The following is a 14,353-nucleotide window of genomic DNA, read 5'->3' as shown; positions in this document are numbered from 1 at the left end:
CAATTGAATTTCGGGCCTTCTTGGCTACAGTGCAACGAACGGACGTTCGGAACCGAACCGCCGCAATGGCGTTCGTGGTCTTGATGAGTAGACAGTTGGGGACGTGATGACGAACAAGGTTACCAAGGCAGTGTTGCCAGTTGCGGGACTCGGTACCCGGTTCCTGCCAGCAACGAAGTCGGTGCCCAAGGAAATTCTCCCGCTGGTCGATAAGCCATTGATCCAGTACACGATCGACGAGGCGCGGGCTGCCGGGATCAGGGAGTTCATCTTTGTGACTTCGCGCGGCAAAAGCGCGCTTGAGGACTATTTTGACAGTGCTCCCGAGCTTGAGGCCGCCTTGCACGAAGGCAAGAAGACCGCCCTGCTCGAGGCCCTGAAGCAGACCGACATGGAATCAGGCGCCGTCGCCTACGTGCGGCAGCAGGAGCGGCGCGGCCTCGGCCATGCCGTCTGGTGCGCGCGCAAGCTGATCGGCGACGAGCCGTTCGCGGTGCTTCTGCCGGACGACGTGATTGATGCGGATGTGCCCTGCCTCCAGCAGATGATCGAGAACTACCGCGGCGGCAACATGGTCGCGGCGATGGAAGTCCCGACCGAAAGCGTGTCGTCCTATGGGATCCTCGACGTGGAGAAGTCGGTCGGTGCGGTGATGCCGGTGCGTGGCATGGTCGAGAAGCCGAAGCCCGAGGTCGCGCCGTCGAACCTCGCCGTCATCGGTCGCTATATCCTGACGCCGCAGGTTCTGCGCAACCTCGAGGACGCCGAAATCGGTGCCGGGGGTGAGGTGCAGCTGACCGACGCGATCGCTCGGGAGATCGGCCCGCGGAACAACGTCACGGCGTTCCGGTTCAGGGGGCGGCGCTTCGATTGCGGCTCCAAGGCCGGCTACCTGCAGGCCACCGTCGCCTTTGGCCTCTCGCGGCCGGAACTCCGCGAAGAGTTCCTGGACTTCCTGCGGACCGTCAGCGAGACGGAGATGGGAACCCCGCCGAAGGTTGCTGCCAACGGCTGAGCGCCTCCCCGTCAGGAGGACGACCGGACAAGGTCTCGCCCGGAAACGGGCGGGGCCTTTCGCGTTTCAGGGCAGATGGTTTGACCGTGGCACGTCACCCCAGTCGGCAGCGGAACAACCGGGGATGATGGCCGGGCCAAGTGGACCGGCGGCGGCACGGCTGCCGGGAAGCGCAGGTCCCTGTTGCCGGGATGCCGGCAGACCCGCCCCCGTGCGGTCGGCGTGTCCGGCGAAGCAGGAGCCAAAAGACCCGGGGCGGATGGGGTGGACCGAGGCTGCATCACCCCAACGAAGTGCGTCGGGCTCAATGCGTGGAAACGAGCCGGCCCGCGCGGTGCGCGGGCGTGGTGCCGCGCGCTCAGGCGGCGCGCTCGGCCTTGCCGTCGGTCAGGATCGCGTAGATCGCAGAGGGATCGAAGGTCGAGCGCAGCTTGGCGCAGACCGCTTCACTGCGCAGGGTGCGCGAGACACGGGCAAGCGCCTTCAGGTGCTCCGCGCCCGCGCTCTCCGGCGCAAAGAGCGCGAAGACCAGATCCACCGGCTGGCGGTCGATCGACTCGAAGTCCACCGGCTTCTCCAGACGGGTGAACATGCCGATGACCCGCTCGACGCCCGGAAAACGGGCGTGCGGAATGGCGACGCCGCGACCGACCCCGGTCGGCCCAAGGGCCTCCCGGTCCATGAGCGCCTTGTAGGCGGTCGCAGCGGGCAGTCCGTAGACGGTCTCGGCCATCTCGGCGAGATCCTGGAGCAAGCGCTTCTTGCTCGTAGCTTTCAGGGGCGCGCGAACAGCCTCCACCCCAAGTATATCCGATAGCTCCATGGAGAGCGTTCCTTGCCTGTCCGTCTCGCCGCTTACTGGGCGTTCTTTGGGTCGACCCAACCGATGTTGCCATCGTCCCGACGGTAAACCACGTTCACCCCCCCGTGCGCGTCATTCCGAAAGACAAGCAACTGGGCGCCCGCAAGTTCCATCTGCATGACCGCTTCGCCAACAGAAAGACTCGGAACGCGCGTTGCCATCTCGGCGACGATCACCGGCTGGAGTGAATCGGGCTCCTCGTGCTCGCTGTCGTTGTGGCCGCGAAGCACGTAGGACGCCGCTTCCATCACTTCGATCGGGTCCTGACGATCGCGATGATGATCCTTGAGGCGACGCTTGTAGCGGCGCAGCTGCTTCTCCATGCGCTCGACCGCGCCCTCGAAGCAGGCATAGACCTCGTCGGCCTTGCCGGTGGCCTGCACCGTCATGCCGGTGGCGAGGTGTACGGAGGAATCCGCGACGAACTGGTGGCGATCCTTGCAGAAGGTCACGACGGCCTCGACCGGCCGATCGAAGTACTTGCCGACGGCTTCGCCGAGGCGATCCTCCACATGGGCGCGCAGGGCGTCCCCGATGTCCATCTGTTTACCGCTGACCTGGATGCGCATTGCTTCGCCCTCGAACTTCACCGACCGGCTCGCCGTGTCCGCCCCCAACGGGCGGACCCTATGGACGTCCCCACCCCCGTTGTCAATCGCGGGCCCGTGAAGAGCCTGCGTCGATCTCCCGGGCCGCGACTGGCGATGCCCGGAGACGACGGCGTTCGACGGAGGACGGAATTCCCATGCTCTCACGGTATTTCGCAACCGTGCGTCGCGCAATGTCTATCCCTTCGGCTTTCAGGAGCGCGACGAGCTTGTCGTCGGAAAGCGTGCGGCGCGCTGGCTCCGAGTGCACGAGGCCGCGGATCCGGTCCTGCACCGCCGCGGAAGAGTAGGCTTCGCCCCCGGAAACCGCCTGAATCGCCGAGACAAAGAGGTGGGAGAATTCGTAGCAGCCATGGTCACAGGCGAGGTACTTGCCCGCTGTCACGCGGCTGACCGTCGATTCGTGCAGGCCGAGCTTCTCGGCGATCGACCGGCGGGTCAGCGGCCGCAGGCCGGGCGTGCCGGTTTCGAAGAACCGGTCCTGCCGGCGGGCCACCTCGTTCGCCACCTTGAGGATGGTGCGCGCCCGCTGCTCGAGGCTGCGGATGAGCCAGCTCGCGCGGGTGCTGCATTCGGAGACAAAGGCGCGGGCTTCCGAATCGTCCTTGCGGAGCTGCGCCGCGTAGACGTTGTTCATCAGCACGCGGGGCAGGCTCTCGGAGTTGAGTTCGACCGTGAGCGTGCCGTCCGGCGAGCGTCGCACGTAGACGTCCGGGATGGCGAGTTCGACCCGGGCCTGGCTGAAGCGCAGCCCCGGCTTCGGGTCGAGCGCGCGGATCTCGGCCAGCATGTCGGTGATGTCCTCGGCATCGACGCCGCAGATGCGTTCGAGCTCGGCGAGGCGTCCCCTGGCGGCGAGCGCGAGGTTGTCGAGCATCGCCTGCATCGCCGGGTCGAGGCGGTTCTGCTCGCGGAGCTGGAGCGAGAGACATTCCTTGAGGTCGCGGGCGCCCACTCCCGCCGGGTCGCAGGCCTGTACCAGCGTCAGCCCGGCGAGGGCGTCGGCGGAGCGCAGGCCATGGCGGGTTGCCACCTCGGCGAGCGGCACCCGGAGGTAGCCGTCGTCTTCGAGCTCGTCGGCGATCAGGAGCGCGGCCTCGATGACGCGCGGCGTGCCGCGCATGGGCCGGATCTGCGCCTGCAGGTGCTGATGCAGCGTGACGCCCGCGGCGATGCCTTCCAGCCAGTCGCCGTCGTCGTCCCGGCGGCCGACCCCGCCACCCACGCCCGGTGCCGAGCCGGGCGCGGGCGCGGCCGGGCCGAGTTCGAGGAGCGGGTTCTTTTCCACCTCGGCAGCGAGGTAGCCCGCCAGCTCGAGGCTCGACATCTGCAACAGCTTGATTGCCTGCTGGAGCAGTGGGGTCATGACCAGCGACTGAGTCTGGCGAATCTCGATGCGTGGCGCGAGTGCCATCAGAACTTGCCCCGCCAGCTTCCGTCAGATGCGGAAGCCTTCCCCAAGATAGACCCGGCGCACATTGTCATCCCGGACCACTTCATCCGGAGTCCCCGACATGAGCACCGCCCCATCATGCAGGATATACGCCCGGTCGACGATATCCAGCGTTTCGCGAACGTTGTGATCAGTGATGAGAACGCCGATCCCGCGCTCGCTCAAGTGACGGACCAGTCCGCGGATATCCGCCACGGCGAGCGGATCGACGCCGGCAAAGGGTTCGTCGAGCAGCACGTAGTGCGGCTGCGCCGCGAGGCAGCGCGCAATCTCGACACGTCGCCGCTCGCCACCCGAAAGCGAGATCGCCTGTGCCCGGCGCAGGTGGGTGATCGAGAACTCGCCGAGCAGCTCGTCAAGCATCTCGCGGCGCTTTTCGGAATCCGGCACGGTGAGTTCGAGGATTGAGCGGATGTTGTCGGCAACCGTCATGCCACGGAAGATCGAGGCTTCCTGTGGCAGGTAGCCGATCCCGAGCTTCGCGCGGCGGTACATCGGCAGCCACGTGACGTCGTTGCCATCGACGAGGATCGTGCCACGATCGGGCGGCACGAGCCCGGCGATCGCATAGAAGCAGGTGGTCTTGCCGGCGCCGTTCGGGCCGAGGAGTGCGGCCACCTCGCCCCGCCTGAGTTCGAGCGACACGTCGCGCAGCACCGGACGGCTGCGGTAGCTCTTGGCGAGGTTGCGCACCATCAGCCCGCCGCCGTGCGCGAGGGTCTGGCGCGCCTCCATTTCCGCGAGAGTGTCGCTCATGGCTTACTCGCGGTGCCGGGCTGCGGGCCGGGCTGGTTCGGCGACTGGGGGACGAAGAGCGTGCGCACCCTTCCGTCCATCCGCGCGGAGTTGGCGTTGAGATCGATCGCGAGGCGATCGCCCGAGAGGGCGTTGCTGCCCTGGGTGAGGAGCACGTTGCCCTGCATGTCGACCTTGCCGCTCCCGACCTCGTAGGTGGCGCTGTCCGCCTCCGCTGCTTCGGTGCCGTTGGTCAGCGTGACATTGCCGGCGGCGATGAGCCGCTGGATCGGACCGGTGCCGCTCTGGGCCTTCGGGTCGTAGAACACCTGCACCTTGTCGGCGGCCATGCGAAGCGCGCCCTGTCCGACCCGGACGGTGCCGGAGAAGATGGCGCTGCCGGCCCCCTGATCGAGGTCGAGGCGTTCGGAGGTGACCTCCACGGGCTGCGAGGCGTCGTGGCCCGACGTCCCGAATGGCACAGTCGTCTGGGCCGCGGCGGCAGCCGCGAAGATTGACAGCCAGGCCGCCGCGATAAGGCCGGTGACGCGCATCATGGTCCTCGTTTCGGATCGGGAGGATCGTACACCACGCGAACGCCATCACTGAAGGAAAACCGCCGTGCCTCGCCCGTGGCGGCCGCGGGTGTGACGTGCAGGTTGCCGGACGTGATCTCGCCGAGGGCTCCCCGCGTCACCACCTGGTCCCCGGCGACGAAGGTGCCGGAGACGAAGTCGATCGTCGCCTTGTCCGTCTCCAGCTCATAGCCGTCAGTCGTGGAGATACGCACGTTTCCCGCGATGTCGAGGCGCTGCGAGTCGATGTCGAGGTCGCCACCGTCCGCCACCAGCGAGACCGCCGGGCCGTCGGCGAGCTCGAGGGTGCCGTCGAGCTTGCTGATTGCGGCGTGCTTTGGCGGGGCGGCGTCGGGCACCACAGTGGCGGCGGTGAAGCGGAAGCGATCGCCGCTCTGCGTCGTGCCGGTGAAAACCGAGTTGGTGAGCCGCAGTCCGTGGCCGAGCTGGTTGATGTCCGCCTCGGAGAAGTTGATGGTGCCGCCAAGCCGGTCGTCGGTCTGGACGAGGAAAACCGACGCCACGAGGGCGAGCGCCACGAGTGGCAGCCCGAGCTTCAGAATGGTGACGACCCGCGAATGGACCTCGGGCCGCAGCGCCATCAGACGACGCCGGCGCGGAGACAATCGTGAACGTGCAGGATCCCCGCCGGGATGCCCGGCGCGTCAGGAGCTTCGGCGAAGAGCGTGGTGATCTTCTTCGAGTTCATCACGCCGAGCGCTTCGGAGGCGAGCGAGGCGGTGGAGATCGTGCTCGGCTCCGCGGTCATCACTTCCGCGACCCGGCGGTCGAGGAGGCCGTCCATGTGGCGGCGGAGGTCACCGTCCGTGACGATCCCGATGAGGTGGCCGTCGGCACCGGTGACACCGACCACGCCGAAGCCCTTGCGGCTCATTTCGAGCAGCGCGTCTCCCATCGGGGCTTCCGGGTTGATGAGCGGCAGCTGGTCGCCGCTGTGCATCAGCGAGGCGACTGTTGTGAGCCGCGCCCCGAGTTTGCCGCCGGGATGGAAGCCGCGGAAATCCTCGGGCGTGAAGTGGCGATGCTCCATGAGGGCGACGGCGAGGGCGTCACCGAGCGCCAGCGTCATGGTTGTCGACGTGGTGGGCGCGAGACCGACGGAGCAGGCCTCGGGGGCTGGCGGCAGGAGGATCGCCACGTCGGACTGGCGCAGGAGCGTCGAGCCCGGGCGGCCGGCGACGCCGATCAGCGGGATCGCGAAGCGCCGGGAATAGGCGATGAGATCGGCGAGTTCCGGCGTCTCCCCGGAGTTCGAGAGCAGCAGCACGACATCGTCCGGCGTGATCATCCCGAGATCGCCGTGGCTCGCCTCGGCCGGATGGACGAACATCGACGGCGTTCCCGTAGACGCGAGCGTTGCCGCGATCTTGCGGGCAATGTGGCCCGACTTGCCCATGCCCGAGATGATGGTACGGCCGGGGCTTGCGAGGATGCGCCGGATCGCCTCGACAAACGTCGGGCCGAGGCTTTCGGCGAGCTGGCCGAGGGCGGAGGCTTCGGTCCCGATCACCCGGCGGCCGGTCGCGAGCAACGCTTCGGAGTCGATGGAGTGGGGTGTGGTCAACATGGGCTTCAGCTTCAACTATGTGCGAAGATGTCGATTTCGTCCCAACCGGCGAGGTCGAGGCGGGCGCGCTGGGGCAGAAAGTCGAAGCAGGCGCGTGCAAGCTCGGCACGATTCTCGCGAACAAGGCGGGCGTCGAGCGCGGCCTTGAGGCGGTGGAGGTAGAGTACGTCGGAAGCGGCATACTCGATCTGCGCGACCGACAGAGTGTCGGCGCCCCAGTCGCTCGACTGTTGCTGCTTCGAGATATCGACGTCGAGCATCTCGCGGAGCAGATCCTTCAGCCCGTGCCGGTCGGTATAGGTCCGCACCAGCCGCGAGGCGATCTTGGTGCAGTAGACCGGCGCCGTCAGCACCCCGAAGCGGTTGAGCAGGACCGCGATGTCGAAGCGACCGAAGTGGAAGAGCTTCAGCACGTCCGGGTCGGCCAAGAGCCGCGTCAGATTCGGCGCTTCGGTCTGGTCCTGAGCGATCTGCACGAGGTGGGCATCGCCGTCACCGCCCGAGAGCTGCACCACGCACAGGCGGTCGCGGGCGGGAAGCAGACCCATGGTCTCGCTGTCGATGGCGACGACCGGGCCGAGGTCAAGACCGTCTGGCAGGTCGCCCCGGTGGAGGTGGTTTGCCATGGTTTCCTCGGGCCTGCGCTCGGGGGCCCGGGCGGTGGCCACGGAGCTTGTATCTGGTGCCCGGGAAAGGACTCGAACCTTCACGGCCGTTAAGCCACTGGTACCTGAAACCAGCGCGTCTACCAATTCCGCCACCCGGGCAGGGTGTCGACTGCGCGCTCATATACGGGCAGCGCGGGGGGTGTCAACGGCAGGTGGCGAGGGAATTTTCACGAACCGTGCGATGGTCCCGGCATCGCCCTGCGCTTTGCCCGCAATACCACGGCATCGGAACCCGGAAGTCATGTCCGGGTCCCGATGATCTGCCTTGCTCCGATGGCGGGCGCCGAGCCTCAGCGGCCGCTGCCGCGGCGATCGCGGCGCGCGGACATGGGCTGGAAGGCGACAGCGACGTGGGTCTCGCAGTAGGGTTTGCCGGGAACGGCAGCCAGCCCGCAGAACCAGAAATCATCCGTCGCCGGATCACCGACCGGCCATTTGCAGGTGCGCTCGGTCAGTTGCATCAGATTGAGCCGCCGCGCGCGTTTCGCCACCTCGGCGAGGTTCGCAAGCGCCTCGGGGCTGATTTCGGCGTTCGCCGGCTGCGGCGGCTGCGGCTGCCCGGGCGTCTTGGCCCGCACGGCGGGCGGTGCAACGGCAGGTTCGCGCGGCTGTGCCGGGCGCACGGGCGCCTGGGGCGCAACGACCGCCTCGACGACCGGTTCGACAACCTCCTCGCTCACCACTTCGGGGGCGCTGGCTGCTTCTTCCTGAGGTTCGGCGCCGCCAACCCGGTTCGAGAGACCGAGGCGGTGGACCTTGCCGATCACTGCGTTACGGGTGACGCCGCCGAGCTCCTTGGCGATCTGGCTCGCGCTCTTGCCCTCCGACCACATGGTCTTGAGGGTCTCAACGCGCTCGTCGGTCCAGGACATCTCGGACATGCTCCGCTCGTTTGGAAGAGGATGGCGGGTCGGTGCCCGCGGATCCACCTATTCTAGTCGGCGTGGTCGGCATCGACAAGGAGCCGGGCGGCGGATCATCCTCCACACACAGCTTGTTGCGCCGCAACCTCTCGACGGAACGCAGCGCGTGCCCTAGTGTTCAGACGGAGTCAACGGCCAAGTTTTGGATCATGGTTAAGCCTGTTATCGGCATTATTGGGAATCCGCACCTCGTCAACGACCGCTACCCTGTTCAGTCGGTCGGAGTATCGAACATCGAAGCAGTCGCCGACCTGACCGGGGCGATCCCGCTCATGGTGCCGGCGATCCCCAAGGTGGGCGCGATCAGCGACCTGATCGACGTCTGCGCCGGTTTCGTCCTGACCGGCGGCCGTCCGAACGTGCATCCGAGTCACTACGGTCATGAGCCGACCGACAAGCACGGCACCTTCGACCCCGACCGGGATGCGGTGACCCTGCCGCTCATCCGGGAATGCGTGGCGCGCGGTGTGCCGGTCTTTGGCATCTGCCGGGGCTTTCAGGAGTTCAACGTGGCGTTCGGCGGCACCCTCCACCCGGAGATCCGCGAGATCCCGGGGCGGATGAACCACCGGATGCCACCGGACGGGACGCTGGAGGAGCAGTTCGAACTCCGGCACGTGGTCAGCCTTTCGGATGGCGGCGCATTCCACCGGGTGCTCGGGGCGCGGGAGGTGCTGGTCAACTCGCTTCACGGGCAAGGCATCCTCGACCGGGGGCCGAGGATCGTGATCGAGGGATATGCACCCGACGAAACCCCCGAGGCGATCGTCGTCGAGGGGGCATCGAGCTTCGCCATGGCGGTGCAGTGGCACCCGGAGTGGAACGCGGCCAATGATCCGGTGTCGCGGCCGCTCTTCATGGCCTTCGGCGCCGCGGTCTCGGGCTACGCCGCGCACTGACTCTCCCGCAGGGTGCTGCTACGGCGCCTGCCGCACCATCACCACTTCGCCGATCTCACGGCCGTCGTGGATGAAGGCGGCCGGCATTCTGCCGACCTCGACGAACCCCTCGCGCCGGTAGAAGCCGAGGGCTGTCGGATTCTCGACGCTGGCGTGGAGCTCGATCTGGCGAATGCCGAGTGCCTCACCGGCGGCCGCGACGGTGGCGAGGAGCCGGGAGGCGAGACCGGCACCGCGCTCTTCCCGGCGCACGTAGACCATGACGAGAGTCCCGCGATGGGCCATGCGCCGGCCGCCCTCGGGGATGAGCCCCATGAGGCCGACAGGTTCCTCGTCGCGGAACGCCACCGCGACCGGACCGATCGCGAGGCGCCGACGCCAGTCGTCCGGGGGCGCCGCTTCCCAGTCCGCCGCGCTGCTGGCGAAGGACGCGGGCTCGCGGTGGAGTGCCTCGAGCCGGATGCGGCGAAATGTCTCGATCTCGCCCTCCAGCAGCAAGCGCACGGCGAGCGGCATCAGGGTGCGGCTTCGGGCTTCGGCGCGGGTGCGGCGGGCGGAAGAGGGTGCCCGGGCAGCTCAGCCTCGGGCGTCGCGCCACCCGGCCGGCCCACGGCCGCGGGGGCTCCGGGCCCATCCGGCGTGGCGAGGAGCGCCTCATCCACGTCCGGGGCGTGAAGCGGCGGAAAGGCCCACGCAAGAATGAGACCGATCAGAAGCGAAAGGACGAGTCCCACGAGAAAGCCCCGCCAGAAGCCGCCGCCTCTCCGTGCTGTCATCGTGCAACTCCCTGTTGCAACATTACCCGTATCGGGCGGCTTGCCCTTGACCCTTTCACTGGCCCGGGGCCATCTATAGCGCGCCGGCGGGGTGGCGCCAGCGAGATTGCCGCGAGGGGACGGGCGCTGACGTCATGCTGCTCTTGATCGATAACTACGACAGCTTCACCTACAACCTGTTCCACTACCTGGGGCAGCTCGGCGCGGAGACCGTCGTCCGGCGCAACGACGAGATAGACGTGCAGGCCGCGATGGCGCTCAATCCGTCGGCGATCCTGCTGTCTCCCGGACCCTGTACCCCGAACGAGGCGGGCATCTGTCTGGCGCTCATCGACGCCGCCGCCGAAACCCGGACGCCGCTCATCGGCGTCTGCCTCGGGCATCAGGCGATCGGTCAGGCTTTCGGCGGCAAGGTCGTGCGCGCCGGCGAGATCGTCCACGGCAAGGCCGGGACGATCGAACACTCCCGCAAGGGCGTCTTCGCCGGTCTGCCCTCGCCATTCAGCGCCACGCGCTACCACAGCCTGATCGTCGACCGGGAGAGCCTGCCCGAGTCGCTCGAGGTGACGGCCGAGCTTGCGGACGGCACGATCATGGGGCTCCAGCACCGCAGCCTGCCGATCCACGGCGTGCAGTTCCACCCGGAGTCGATCGCGTCCGAGCATGGCCACGCGCTCCTGAAGAACTTCCTCGATCTCGCGCGCGTGCCCGCATGAGCGAGCGCCTGCGCCCGCTGATCGGCCGGGCAGCCGAGGGTCCGCTCACGCGTGAGCAGGCCGAGGCCGCATTCTCCGCGATCATGGAGGGCGATGCGACGCCGTCGCAGATCGGCGGCTTCCTGATGGCGCTGCGCACCCGTGGCGAGACGGTGGCCGAGTACGCCGCCGCCGCGTCGGTCATGCGCTCGAAGTGCCTCAAGGTCCGGGCGCCGGAAGGAGCGATCGACATCGTCGGCACCGGCGGTGACGGCAAGGGCACGCTCAACATCTCGACCGCCACCGCTTTCGTGGTGGCAGGCGCCGGGATCCCGGTCGCCAAGCACGGCAACCGCAACCTGTCGTCGAAGTCCGGGGCGGCGGATGCGCTGACCGAGCTCGGCATCAACGTCATGGTCGGCCCGGAGGTGGTCGAACGCGCGATTGCCGAGACCGGCATCGGCTTCATGATGGCGCCGATGCACCACCCCGCGACGCGACATGTCATGGCGCCGCGGCAGGAGCTCGGGACGCGGACGATCTTCAACATCCTCGGCCCGCTCACCAACCCCGCCTCGGTGCGGCGGCAGCTCACCGGGGCGTTCTCCCGCGAGGTGATCCGGCCGATGGCCGAGACGCTGGGCCAGCTCGGGTCGGATCGTGCCTGGGTTGTGCACGGTGCCGATGGTACCGACGAGATTTCGATCGCGGGCGAGACCTGGGTCGCTGAGTGGAACGACGGCGGCGTCAGCGAGTTCGTCGTCGTGCCCGAGGATGCCGGCCTGTCGCGCCACCCGGTCGAGGCGATCCTCGGTGGCACGCCTGAGGAGAACGGCAAGGCGTTGCGCCGGCTTCTGGAGGGTGAGGAGTCGGCCTATCGCGACGCGGTGTTGCTGAACACCGCCGCTGCGCTCGTCATCGCGGAACGGGCGCCCGATCTCGCGGGAGGTGTCGAGATCGCCCGTGACAGCATCGATTCCGGCGCAGCCCGCGCCAAGGCAGCGGCACTCGCCGCGGTGACCGCAGCGGTGGACGTCGAAAAATGAGCATTCTGGACGATATCAAGGCCTACAAGCTGGCCGACGTGGCGACCCGCAAGGAAGCGCGGCCACTCGCGGAAATGCACGCTGCGGCGCGCGACACTGAGCGCCCGCGCGACTTCGAAGGCGCGCTTCGCCGCCAGATGGCACTGGGTTACGCGCTCATCGCCGAGATCAAGAAGGCGAGTCCGTCGAAGGGTCTCATCCGGGAGGATTTCGACCCCGAGGCGTTGGCGAAAGCATACGCCGAGGGGGGAGCCGCCTGCCTCAGCGTTCTGACCGACGGGCCGAGTTTTCAGGGGGATGACACCTATCTCAGGCTGGCGCGGAGCGCCTGTGACCTGCCAGTGCTGCGCAAGGACTTCATGTTCGATCCCTGGCAGATCGCTGAATCCCGGGTTCTCGGCGCGGACTGCGTGCTGCTGATCCTCGCGGCCCTCACCGACGAGGAGGCGACCGCCCTCGAGGACGCGGCGATCGAGTACGGCATGGCCGTGCTCATCGAGTGCCATACCGCAGAGGAAGTGGATCGCGCGAAGCTCCTGCGTTCGCCGCTCGTCGGCATCAACAACCGCGACCTCGGCACCTTCGTCACCGACACCGCCATCACCCGCAAGCTGGCCCGGAACGTTCCGGGCGATCGGCTGATCATTTCGGAGTCGGGCCTCTCCACGCGGCAGGATCTGGCACAGATGGCGCGGTACGGCATCCGCTGCTTCCTCATCGGTGAGTCGCTGATGCGCGAGGCAAACGTCGAGGCTGCGACGCGGGAGCTGTTGCGGGCGCCCTGGACCCCGGAAGCCGAGTGATGGCCGACCTGACGCATTTCGACGCTTCCGGCGCCGCGCATATGGTCGACGTCTCGGAGAAGGCCGCGACGTTCCGGCGCGCGGTGGCGCGGGGTTCCGTCCGCATGGCGCCCGAGACGCTTGCCCTCGTGACGGCGGGCACGGCGGCCAAGGGCGATGTGCTGGGTGTGGCGCGTCTTGCGGGGATCATGGCGGCGAAACGCACGGCCGATCTCGTACCGCTCTGCCATCCGCTGCCGCTCACCAAGGTCTCCATCGACCTGCGGCCTGACCACGAGAACGGTACGGTCGAGATCGAGGCGACGACCGCGACCACCGGTCCGACCGGAGTGGAGATGGAGGCGCTGACCGCTGTCTCGGTGGCGGCGCTCACCGTCTACGACATGCTGAAGGCCGTCGACCGGGGCATGGTGATCGGCAACATCCGCCTTGCCCTCAAGGAAGGCGGCAAATCCGGTCGATACGAGGCCAAATAATGGCACTTCTGCCCGTCGAGGAAGCCCACGCCCGCCTCATGGCGCTGTTTCAGCCGGTCACGCCGGAGGATATCCCGCTGGCGAAAGCCGGTGGCCGGGTGCTCGCGAGTGACGTGGTGGCGGCGCGGGCACAGCCGCCCGTCGCGATCTCGGCGATGGATGGCTATGCCCTGCGCGGCGCCGATCTTGCCCCCGGCACGCGCCTTAGCCTTCTCGGCAGCGCCGCAGCGGGGCGCCGCTTCGAGGGCAGCGTCGGGCAGGGCGAGGCGGTGCGCATCTTCACGGGCGCCCCGGTGCCGGCGGGCGCGGACACCGTGCTGATCCAGGAAGACGCCGAGGCGGGCGAGGGCTGGGTCGCACCGAAGCCCGGCCACGACACGGACACGAACATCCGCCCGGCCGGCGGCGACTTTCCGGTCGGTGCGCGCATCACCGCGCCGCGCCGACTCTCACCCGCCGATCTCGCACTGATCGCGGCCATGGGGGCGGACCCGGTCCGGGTCTACCGTCGCCCGGTTATCGCGTTGCTGATGACTGGCGACGAGCTCGTCATGCCCGGTGAGGCGCCGGGGCCGGAGCAGGTGGTCGCCTCGAACGCGTTCGGGCTGAAGGCGATGCTCGAGGCGGTGGGGGCGGAGGTCCGCATCCTGCCAATCGCGCGCGACACGGTGGAGAGCCTCGACCTCGGGTTCTCGCTGGCGAGCGGCGCGGATCTCCTGGTGACGATCGGTGGCGCGTCGGTCGGGGACCTCGACCTCGTGCGCCCGGCGGCGACCGCCCGCGGGCTCAACCTCGAATTCCACCGGATTGCCATGCGACCCGGCAAGCCGCTCATGGCAGGCCGGATTGGCGATGCGGCTTTCGTCGGTCTGCCGGGAAATCCGGTTTCGGCGCTCGTCACGGGGCGGATCTTTCTCGTCCCGGCGATCGAGCGAATGCTCGGCCTCGCGGGGGAGCCGCCCGCTCGCACCCCGGGTCGGCTCGATACCCCGGTCGGCGCCAACGGTCCCCGGATGCATTTCATGCGGGCCCGTGTCGAGTCGGGGGCCGACGGGTGGCGTGTCTCGGTGTTCGACCGGCAGGACAGTTCGCTTCTCTCCGTGCTCTCCGAATCCAATGCGCTCCTCGTTCGGCCGTCCGGAGAGCCCGCGCGCGAGATGAATGCTCCGGTTGAATTCATCTGGCTTTAACTCGTCCGTAAGTAGATCCTTCTCGAATCCCGTTGACACAA

Annotated in this window: 18 protein-coding genes and 1 tRNA gene; 7 read left to right on the top strand and 12 right to left on the bottom strand. The window is 68.0% G+C overall.

Annotated elements, in window-relative coordinates:
* Window positions 1–106: 106 nt before the first annotated feature.
* A complete protein-coding gene (galU, locus tag HNP73_RS07230; RefSeq protein ID WP_184147888.1) occupies window positions 107–1,015 on the top strand; it encodes a UTP--glucose-1-phosphate uridylyltransferase GalU in 909 nt (302 codons plus the stop codon).
* A gap of 358 nt (window positions 1,016–1,373) precedes the next feature.
* Here galU and HNP73_RS07225 read toward each other — a convergent pair whose 3' ends face one another.
* The 10 genes from HNP73_RS07225 to HNP73_RS07180 all read right to left on the bottom strand — a co-directional run bounded on the left by HNP73_RS07225 (window position 1,374) and on the right by HNP73_RS07180 (window position 8,376).
* Entirely contained in the window at window positions 1,374–1,838 is a 465-nt protein-coding gene (locus HNP73_RS07225) for a PTS sugar transporter subunit IIA (RefSeq protein WP_184147887.1), read from the bottom strand.
* Between the two features lie 32 nt (window positions 1,839–1,870).
* Window positions 1,871–2,446 (bottom strand): ribosome hibernation-promoting factor, HPF/YfiA family, encoded by a 576-nt coding sequence (gene hpf, locus HNP73_RS07220; protein ID WP_184148085.1) that lies wholly within the window; start codon window positions 2,444–2,446, stop codon window positions 1,871–1,873.
* 82 nt (window positions 2,447–2,528) lie between these two features.
* Window positions 2,529–3,899, bottom strand: a complete 1,371-nt coding sequence (rpoN, locus tag HNP73_RS07215) for an RNA polymerase factor sigma-54 (protein WP_184147886.1) — start codon at window positions 3,897–3,899, stop codon at window positions 2,529–2,531.
* A gap of 24 nt (window positions 3,900–3,923) precedes the next feature.
* The gene (gene lptB, locus HNP73_RS07210) at window positions 3,924–4,694 is read right to left on the bottom strand and encodes an LPS export ABC transporter ATP-binding protein (protein WP_246399569.1); all 771 of its coding nucleotides are present in this window, start codon (window positions 4,692–4,694) and stop codon (window positions 3,924–3,926) included.
* Complete coding sequence (locus tag HNP73_RS07205; protein ID WP_343063210.1) at window positions 4,691–5,230, bottom strand: LptA/OstA family protein; 540 nt, start codon at window positions 5,228–5,230, stop codon at window positions 4,691–4,693. Before HNP73_RS07205 ends, lptB begins: the two co-directional genes overlap by 4 nt.
* On the bottom strand, window positions 5,227–5,850 hold the full coding sequence (lptC, locus tag HNP73_RS07200; protein WP_184147885.1) for an LPS export ABC transporter periplasmic protein LptC: 624 nt from the start codon (window positions 5,848–5,850) through the stop codon (window positions 5,227–5,229). Before lptC ends, HNP73_RS07205 begins: the two co-directional genes overlap by 4 nt.
* Entirely contained in the window at window positions 5,850–6,836 is a 987-nt protein-coding gene (locus HNP73_RS07195; protein WP_184147884.1) for a KpsF/GutQ family sugar-phosphate isomerase, read from the bottom strand. Before HNP73_RS07195 ends, lptC begins: the two co-directional genes overlap by 1 nt.
* A gap of 11 nt (window positions 6,837–6,847) precedes the next feature.
* The gene (locus tag HNP73_RS07190; protein WP_184147883.1) at window positions 6,848–7,462 is read right to left on the bottom strand and encodes a ribonuclease D; all 615 of its coding nucleotides are present in this window, start codon (window positions 7,460–7,462) and stop codon (window positions 6,848–6,850) included.
* Between the two features lie 54 nt (window positions 7,463–7,516).
* Window positions 7,517–7,603: transfer RNA gene (locus HNP73_RS07185), tRNA-Leu, on the bottom strand.
* Between the two features lie 191 nt (window positions 7,604–7,794).
* The gene (locus HNP73_RS07180) at window positions 7,795–8,376 is read right to left on the bottom strand and encodes a GcrA family cell cycle regulator (protein WP_184148082.1); all 582 of its coding nucleotides are present in this window, start codon (window positions 8,374–8,376) and stop codon (window positions 7,795–7,797) included.
* 200 nt (window positions 8,377–8,576) lie between these two features.
* On the opposite strand from HNP73_RS07180, the gene HNP73_RS07175 reads away from it, so the two are divergent.
* A complete protein-coding gene (locus HNP73_RS07175; protein WP_184147882.1) occupies window positions 8,577–9,326 on the top strand; it encodes a gamma-glutamyl-gamma-aminobutyrate hydrolase family protein in 750 nt (249 codons plus the stop codon).
* 18 nt (window positions 9,327–9,344) lie between these two features.
* On the opposite strand, the gene HNP73_RS07170 is transcribed toward HNP73_RS07175, so the two are convergent.
* Both HNP73_RS07170 and HNP73_RS07165 read right to left on the bottom strand, forming a co-directional pair.
* The gene (locus HNP73_RS07170) at window positions 9,345–9,842 is read right to left on the bottom strand and encodes a GNAT family N-acetyltransferase (protein WP_184147881.1); all 498 of its coding nucleotides are present in this window, start codon (window positions 9,840–9,842) and stop codon (window positions 9,345–9,347) included.
* A complete protein-coding gene (locus HNP73_RS07165) occupies window positions 9,842–10,102 on the bottom strand; it encodes a hypothetical protein (protein WP_184147880.1) in 261 nt (86 codons plus the stop codon). Before HNP73_RS07165 ends, HNP73_RS07170 begins: the two co-directional genes overlap by 1 nt.
* 134 nt (window positions 10,103–10,236) lie before the next feature.
* Here HNP73_RS07165 and HNP73_RS07160 point away from each other — a divergent pair, with 134 nt between their 5' ends.
* From HNP73_RS07160 to HNP73_RS07140, 5 genes are read left to right on the top strand one after another with little or no spacing between them, the layout of a single operon-like run.
* Window positions 10,237–10,818 (top strand): anthranilate synthase component II, encoded by a 582-nt coding sequence (locus tag HNP73_RS07160; protein WP_184147879.1) that lies wholly within the window; start codon window positions 10,237–10,239, stop codon window positions 10,816–10,818.
* Window positions 10,815–11,843 carry an anthranilate phosphoribosyltransferase gene (gene trpD, locus HNP73_RS07155; protein ID WP_184147878.1) on the top strand — a complete coding sequence of 343 codons (1,029 nt, stop codon included), beginning with the start codon at window positions 10,815–10,817 and terminating at the stop codon, window positions 11,841–11,843. Before HNP73_RS07160 ends, trpD begins: the two co-directional genes overlap by 4 nt.
* A complete protein-coding gene (gene trpC, locus HNP73_RS07150) occupies window positions 11,840–12,646 on the top strand; it encodes an indole-3-glycerol phosphate synthase TrpC (RefSeq protein ID WP_184147877.1) in 807 nt (268 codons plus the stop codon). The genes trpD and trpC overlap by 4 nt, the downstream gene beginning before the upstream one ends.
* Complete coding sequence (moaC, locus tag HNP73_RS07145) at window positions 12,646–13,122, top strand: cyclic pyranopterin monophosphate synthase MoaC (RefSeq protein WP_184147876.1); 477 nt, start codon at window positions 12,646–12,648, stop codon at window positions 13,120–13,122. The genes trpC and moaC overlap by 1 nt, the downstream gene beginning before the upstream one ends.
* Window positions 13,122–14,312: a molybdopterin molybdotransferase MoeA gene (locus HNP73_RS07140; protein ID WP_184147875.1), complete on the top strand. Its 1,191-nt coding sequence runs from the start codon at window positions 13,122–13,124 to the stop codon at window positions 14,310–14,312. Before moaC ends, HNP73_RS07140 begins: the two co-directional genes overlap by 1 nt.
* Window positions 14,313–14,353 lie beyond the last annotated feature (41 nt).

It is taken from the genome of Amaricoccus macauensis, assembly GCF_014201905.1.
GTDB lineage: Bacteria > Pseudomonadota > Alphaproteobacteria > Rhodobacterales > Rhodobacteraceae > Amaricoccus > Amaricoccus macauensis.
The sequence above is the reverse complement of the archived record's forward strand: the minus strand, read 5'-3'. Positions and strand labels throughout refer to the sequence as shown.

Bases quoted from the DNA above. Each gene is read 5' to 3' on its own strand.
- lptC (WP_184147885.1), bottom strand. From the start codon at position 5,850: ATGGCGCTGCGGCCCGAGGTCCATTCGCGGGTCGTCACCATTCTGAAG.
- HNP73_RS07190 (WP_184147883.1), bottom strand. From the start codon at position 7,462: ATGGCAAACCACCTCCACCGGGGCGACCTGCCAGACGGTCTTGACCTC.
- rpoN (WP_184147886.1), bottom strand. From the start codon at position 3,899: ATGGCACTCGCGCCACGCATCGAGATTCGCCAGACTCAGTCGCTGGTC.
- moaC (WP_184147876.1), top strand. From the start codon at position 12,646: ATGGCCGACCTGACGCATTTCGACGCTTCCGGCGCCGCGCATATGGTC.
- HNP73_RS07175 (WP_184147882.1), top strand. From the start codon at position 8,577: ATGGTTAAGCCTGTTATCGGCATTATTGGGAATCCGCACCTCGTCAAC.
- galU (WP_184147888.1), top strand. From the start codon at position 107: ATGACGAACAAGGTTACCAAGGCAGTGTTGCCAGTTGCGGGACTCGGT.
- HNP73_RS07225 (WP_184147887.1), bottom strand. From the start codon at position 1,838: ATGGAGCTATCGGATATACTTGGGGTGGAGGCTGTTCGCGCGCCCCTG.
- HNP73_RS07170 (WP_184147881.1), bottom strand. From the start codon at position 9,842: ATGCCGCTCGCCGTGCGCTTGCTGCTGGAGGGCGAGATCGAGACATTT.
- hpf (WP_184148085.1), bottom strand. From the start codon at position 2,446: ATGCGCATCCAGGTCAGCGGTAAACAGATGGACATCGGGGACGCCCTG.
- HNP73_RS07180 (WP_184148082.1), bottom strand. From the start codon at position 8,376: ATGTCCTGGACCGACGAGCGCGTTGAGACCCTCAAGACCATGTGGTCG.
- trpD (WP_184147878.1), top strand. From the start codon at position 10,815: ATGAGCGAGCGCCTGCGCCCGCTGATCGGCCGGGCAGCCGAGGGTCCG.
- HNP73_RS07205 (WP_343063210.1), bottom strand. From the start codon at position 5,230: ATGATGCGCGTCACCGGCCTTATCGCGGCGGCCTGGCTGTCAATCTTC.
- lptB (WP_246399569.1), bottom strand. From the start codon at position 4,694: ATGAGCGACACTCTCGCGGAAATGGAGGCGCGCCAGACCCTCGCGCAC.
- HNP73_RS07165 (WP_184147880.1), bottom strand. From the start codon at position 10,102: ATGACAGCACGGAGAGGCGGCGGCTTCTGGCGGGGCTTTCTCGTGGGA.
- trpC (WP_184147877.1), top strand. From the start codon at position 11,840: ATGAGCATTCTGGACGATATCAAGGCCTACAAGCTGGCCGACGTGGCG.
- HNP73_RS07160 (WP_184147879.1), top strand. From the start codon at position 10,237: ATGCTGCTCTTGATCGATAACTACGACAGCTTCACCTACAACCTGTTC.
- HNP73_RS07140 (WP_184147875.1), top strand. From the start codon at position 13,122: ATGGCACTTCTGCCCGTCGAGGAAGCCCACGCCCGCCTCATGGCGCTG.
- HNP73_RS07195 (WP_184147884.1), bottom strand. From the start codon at position 6,836: ATGTTGACCACACCCCACTCCATCGACTCCGAAGCGTTGCTCGCGACC.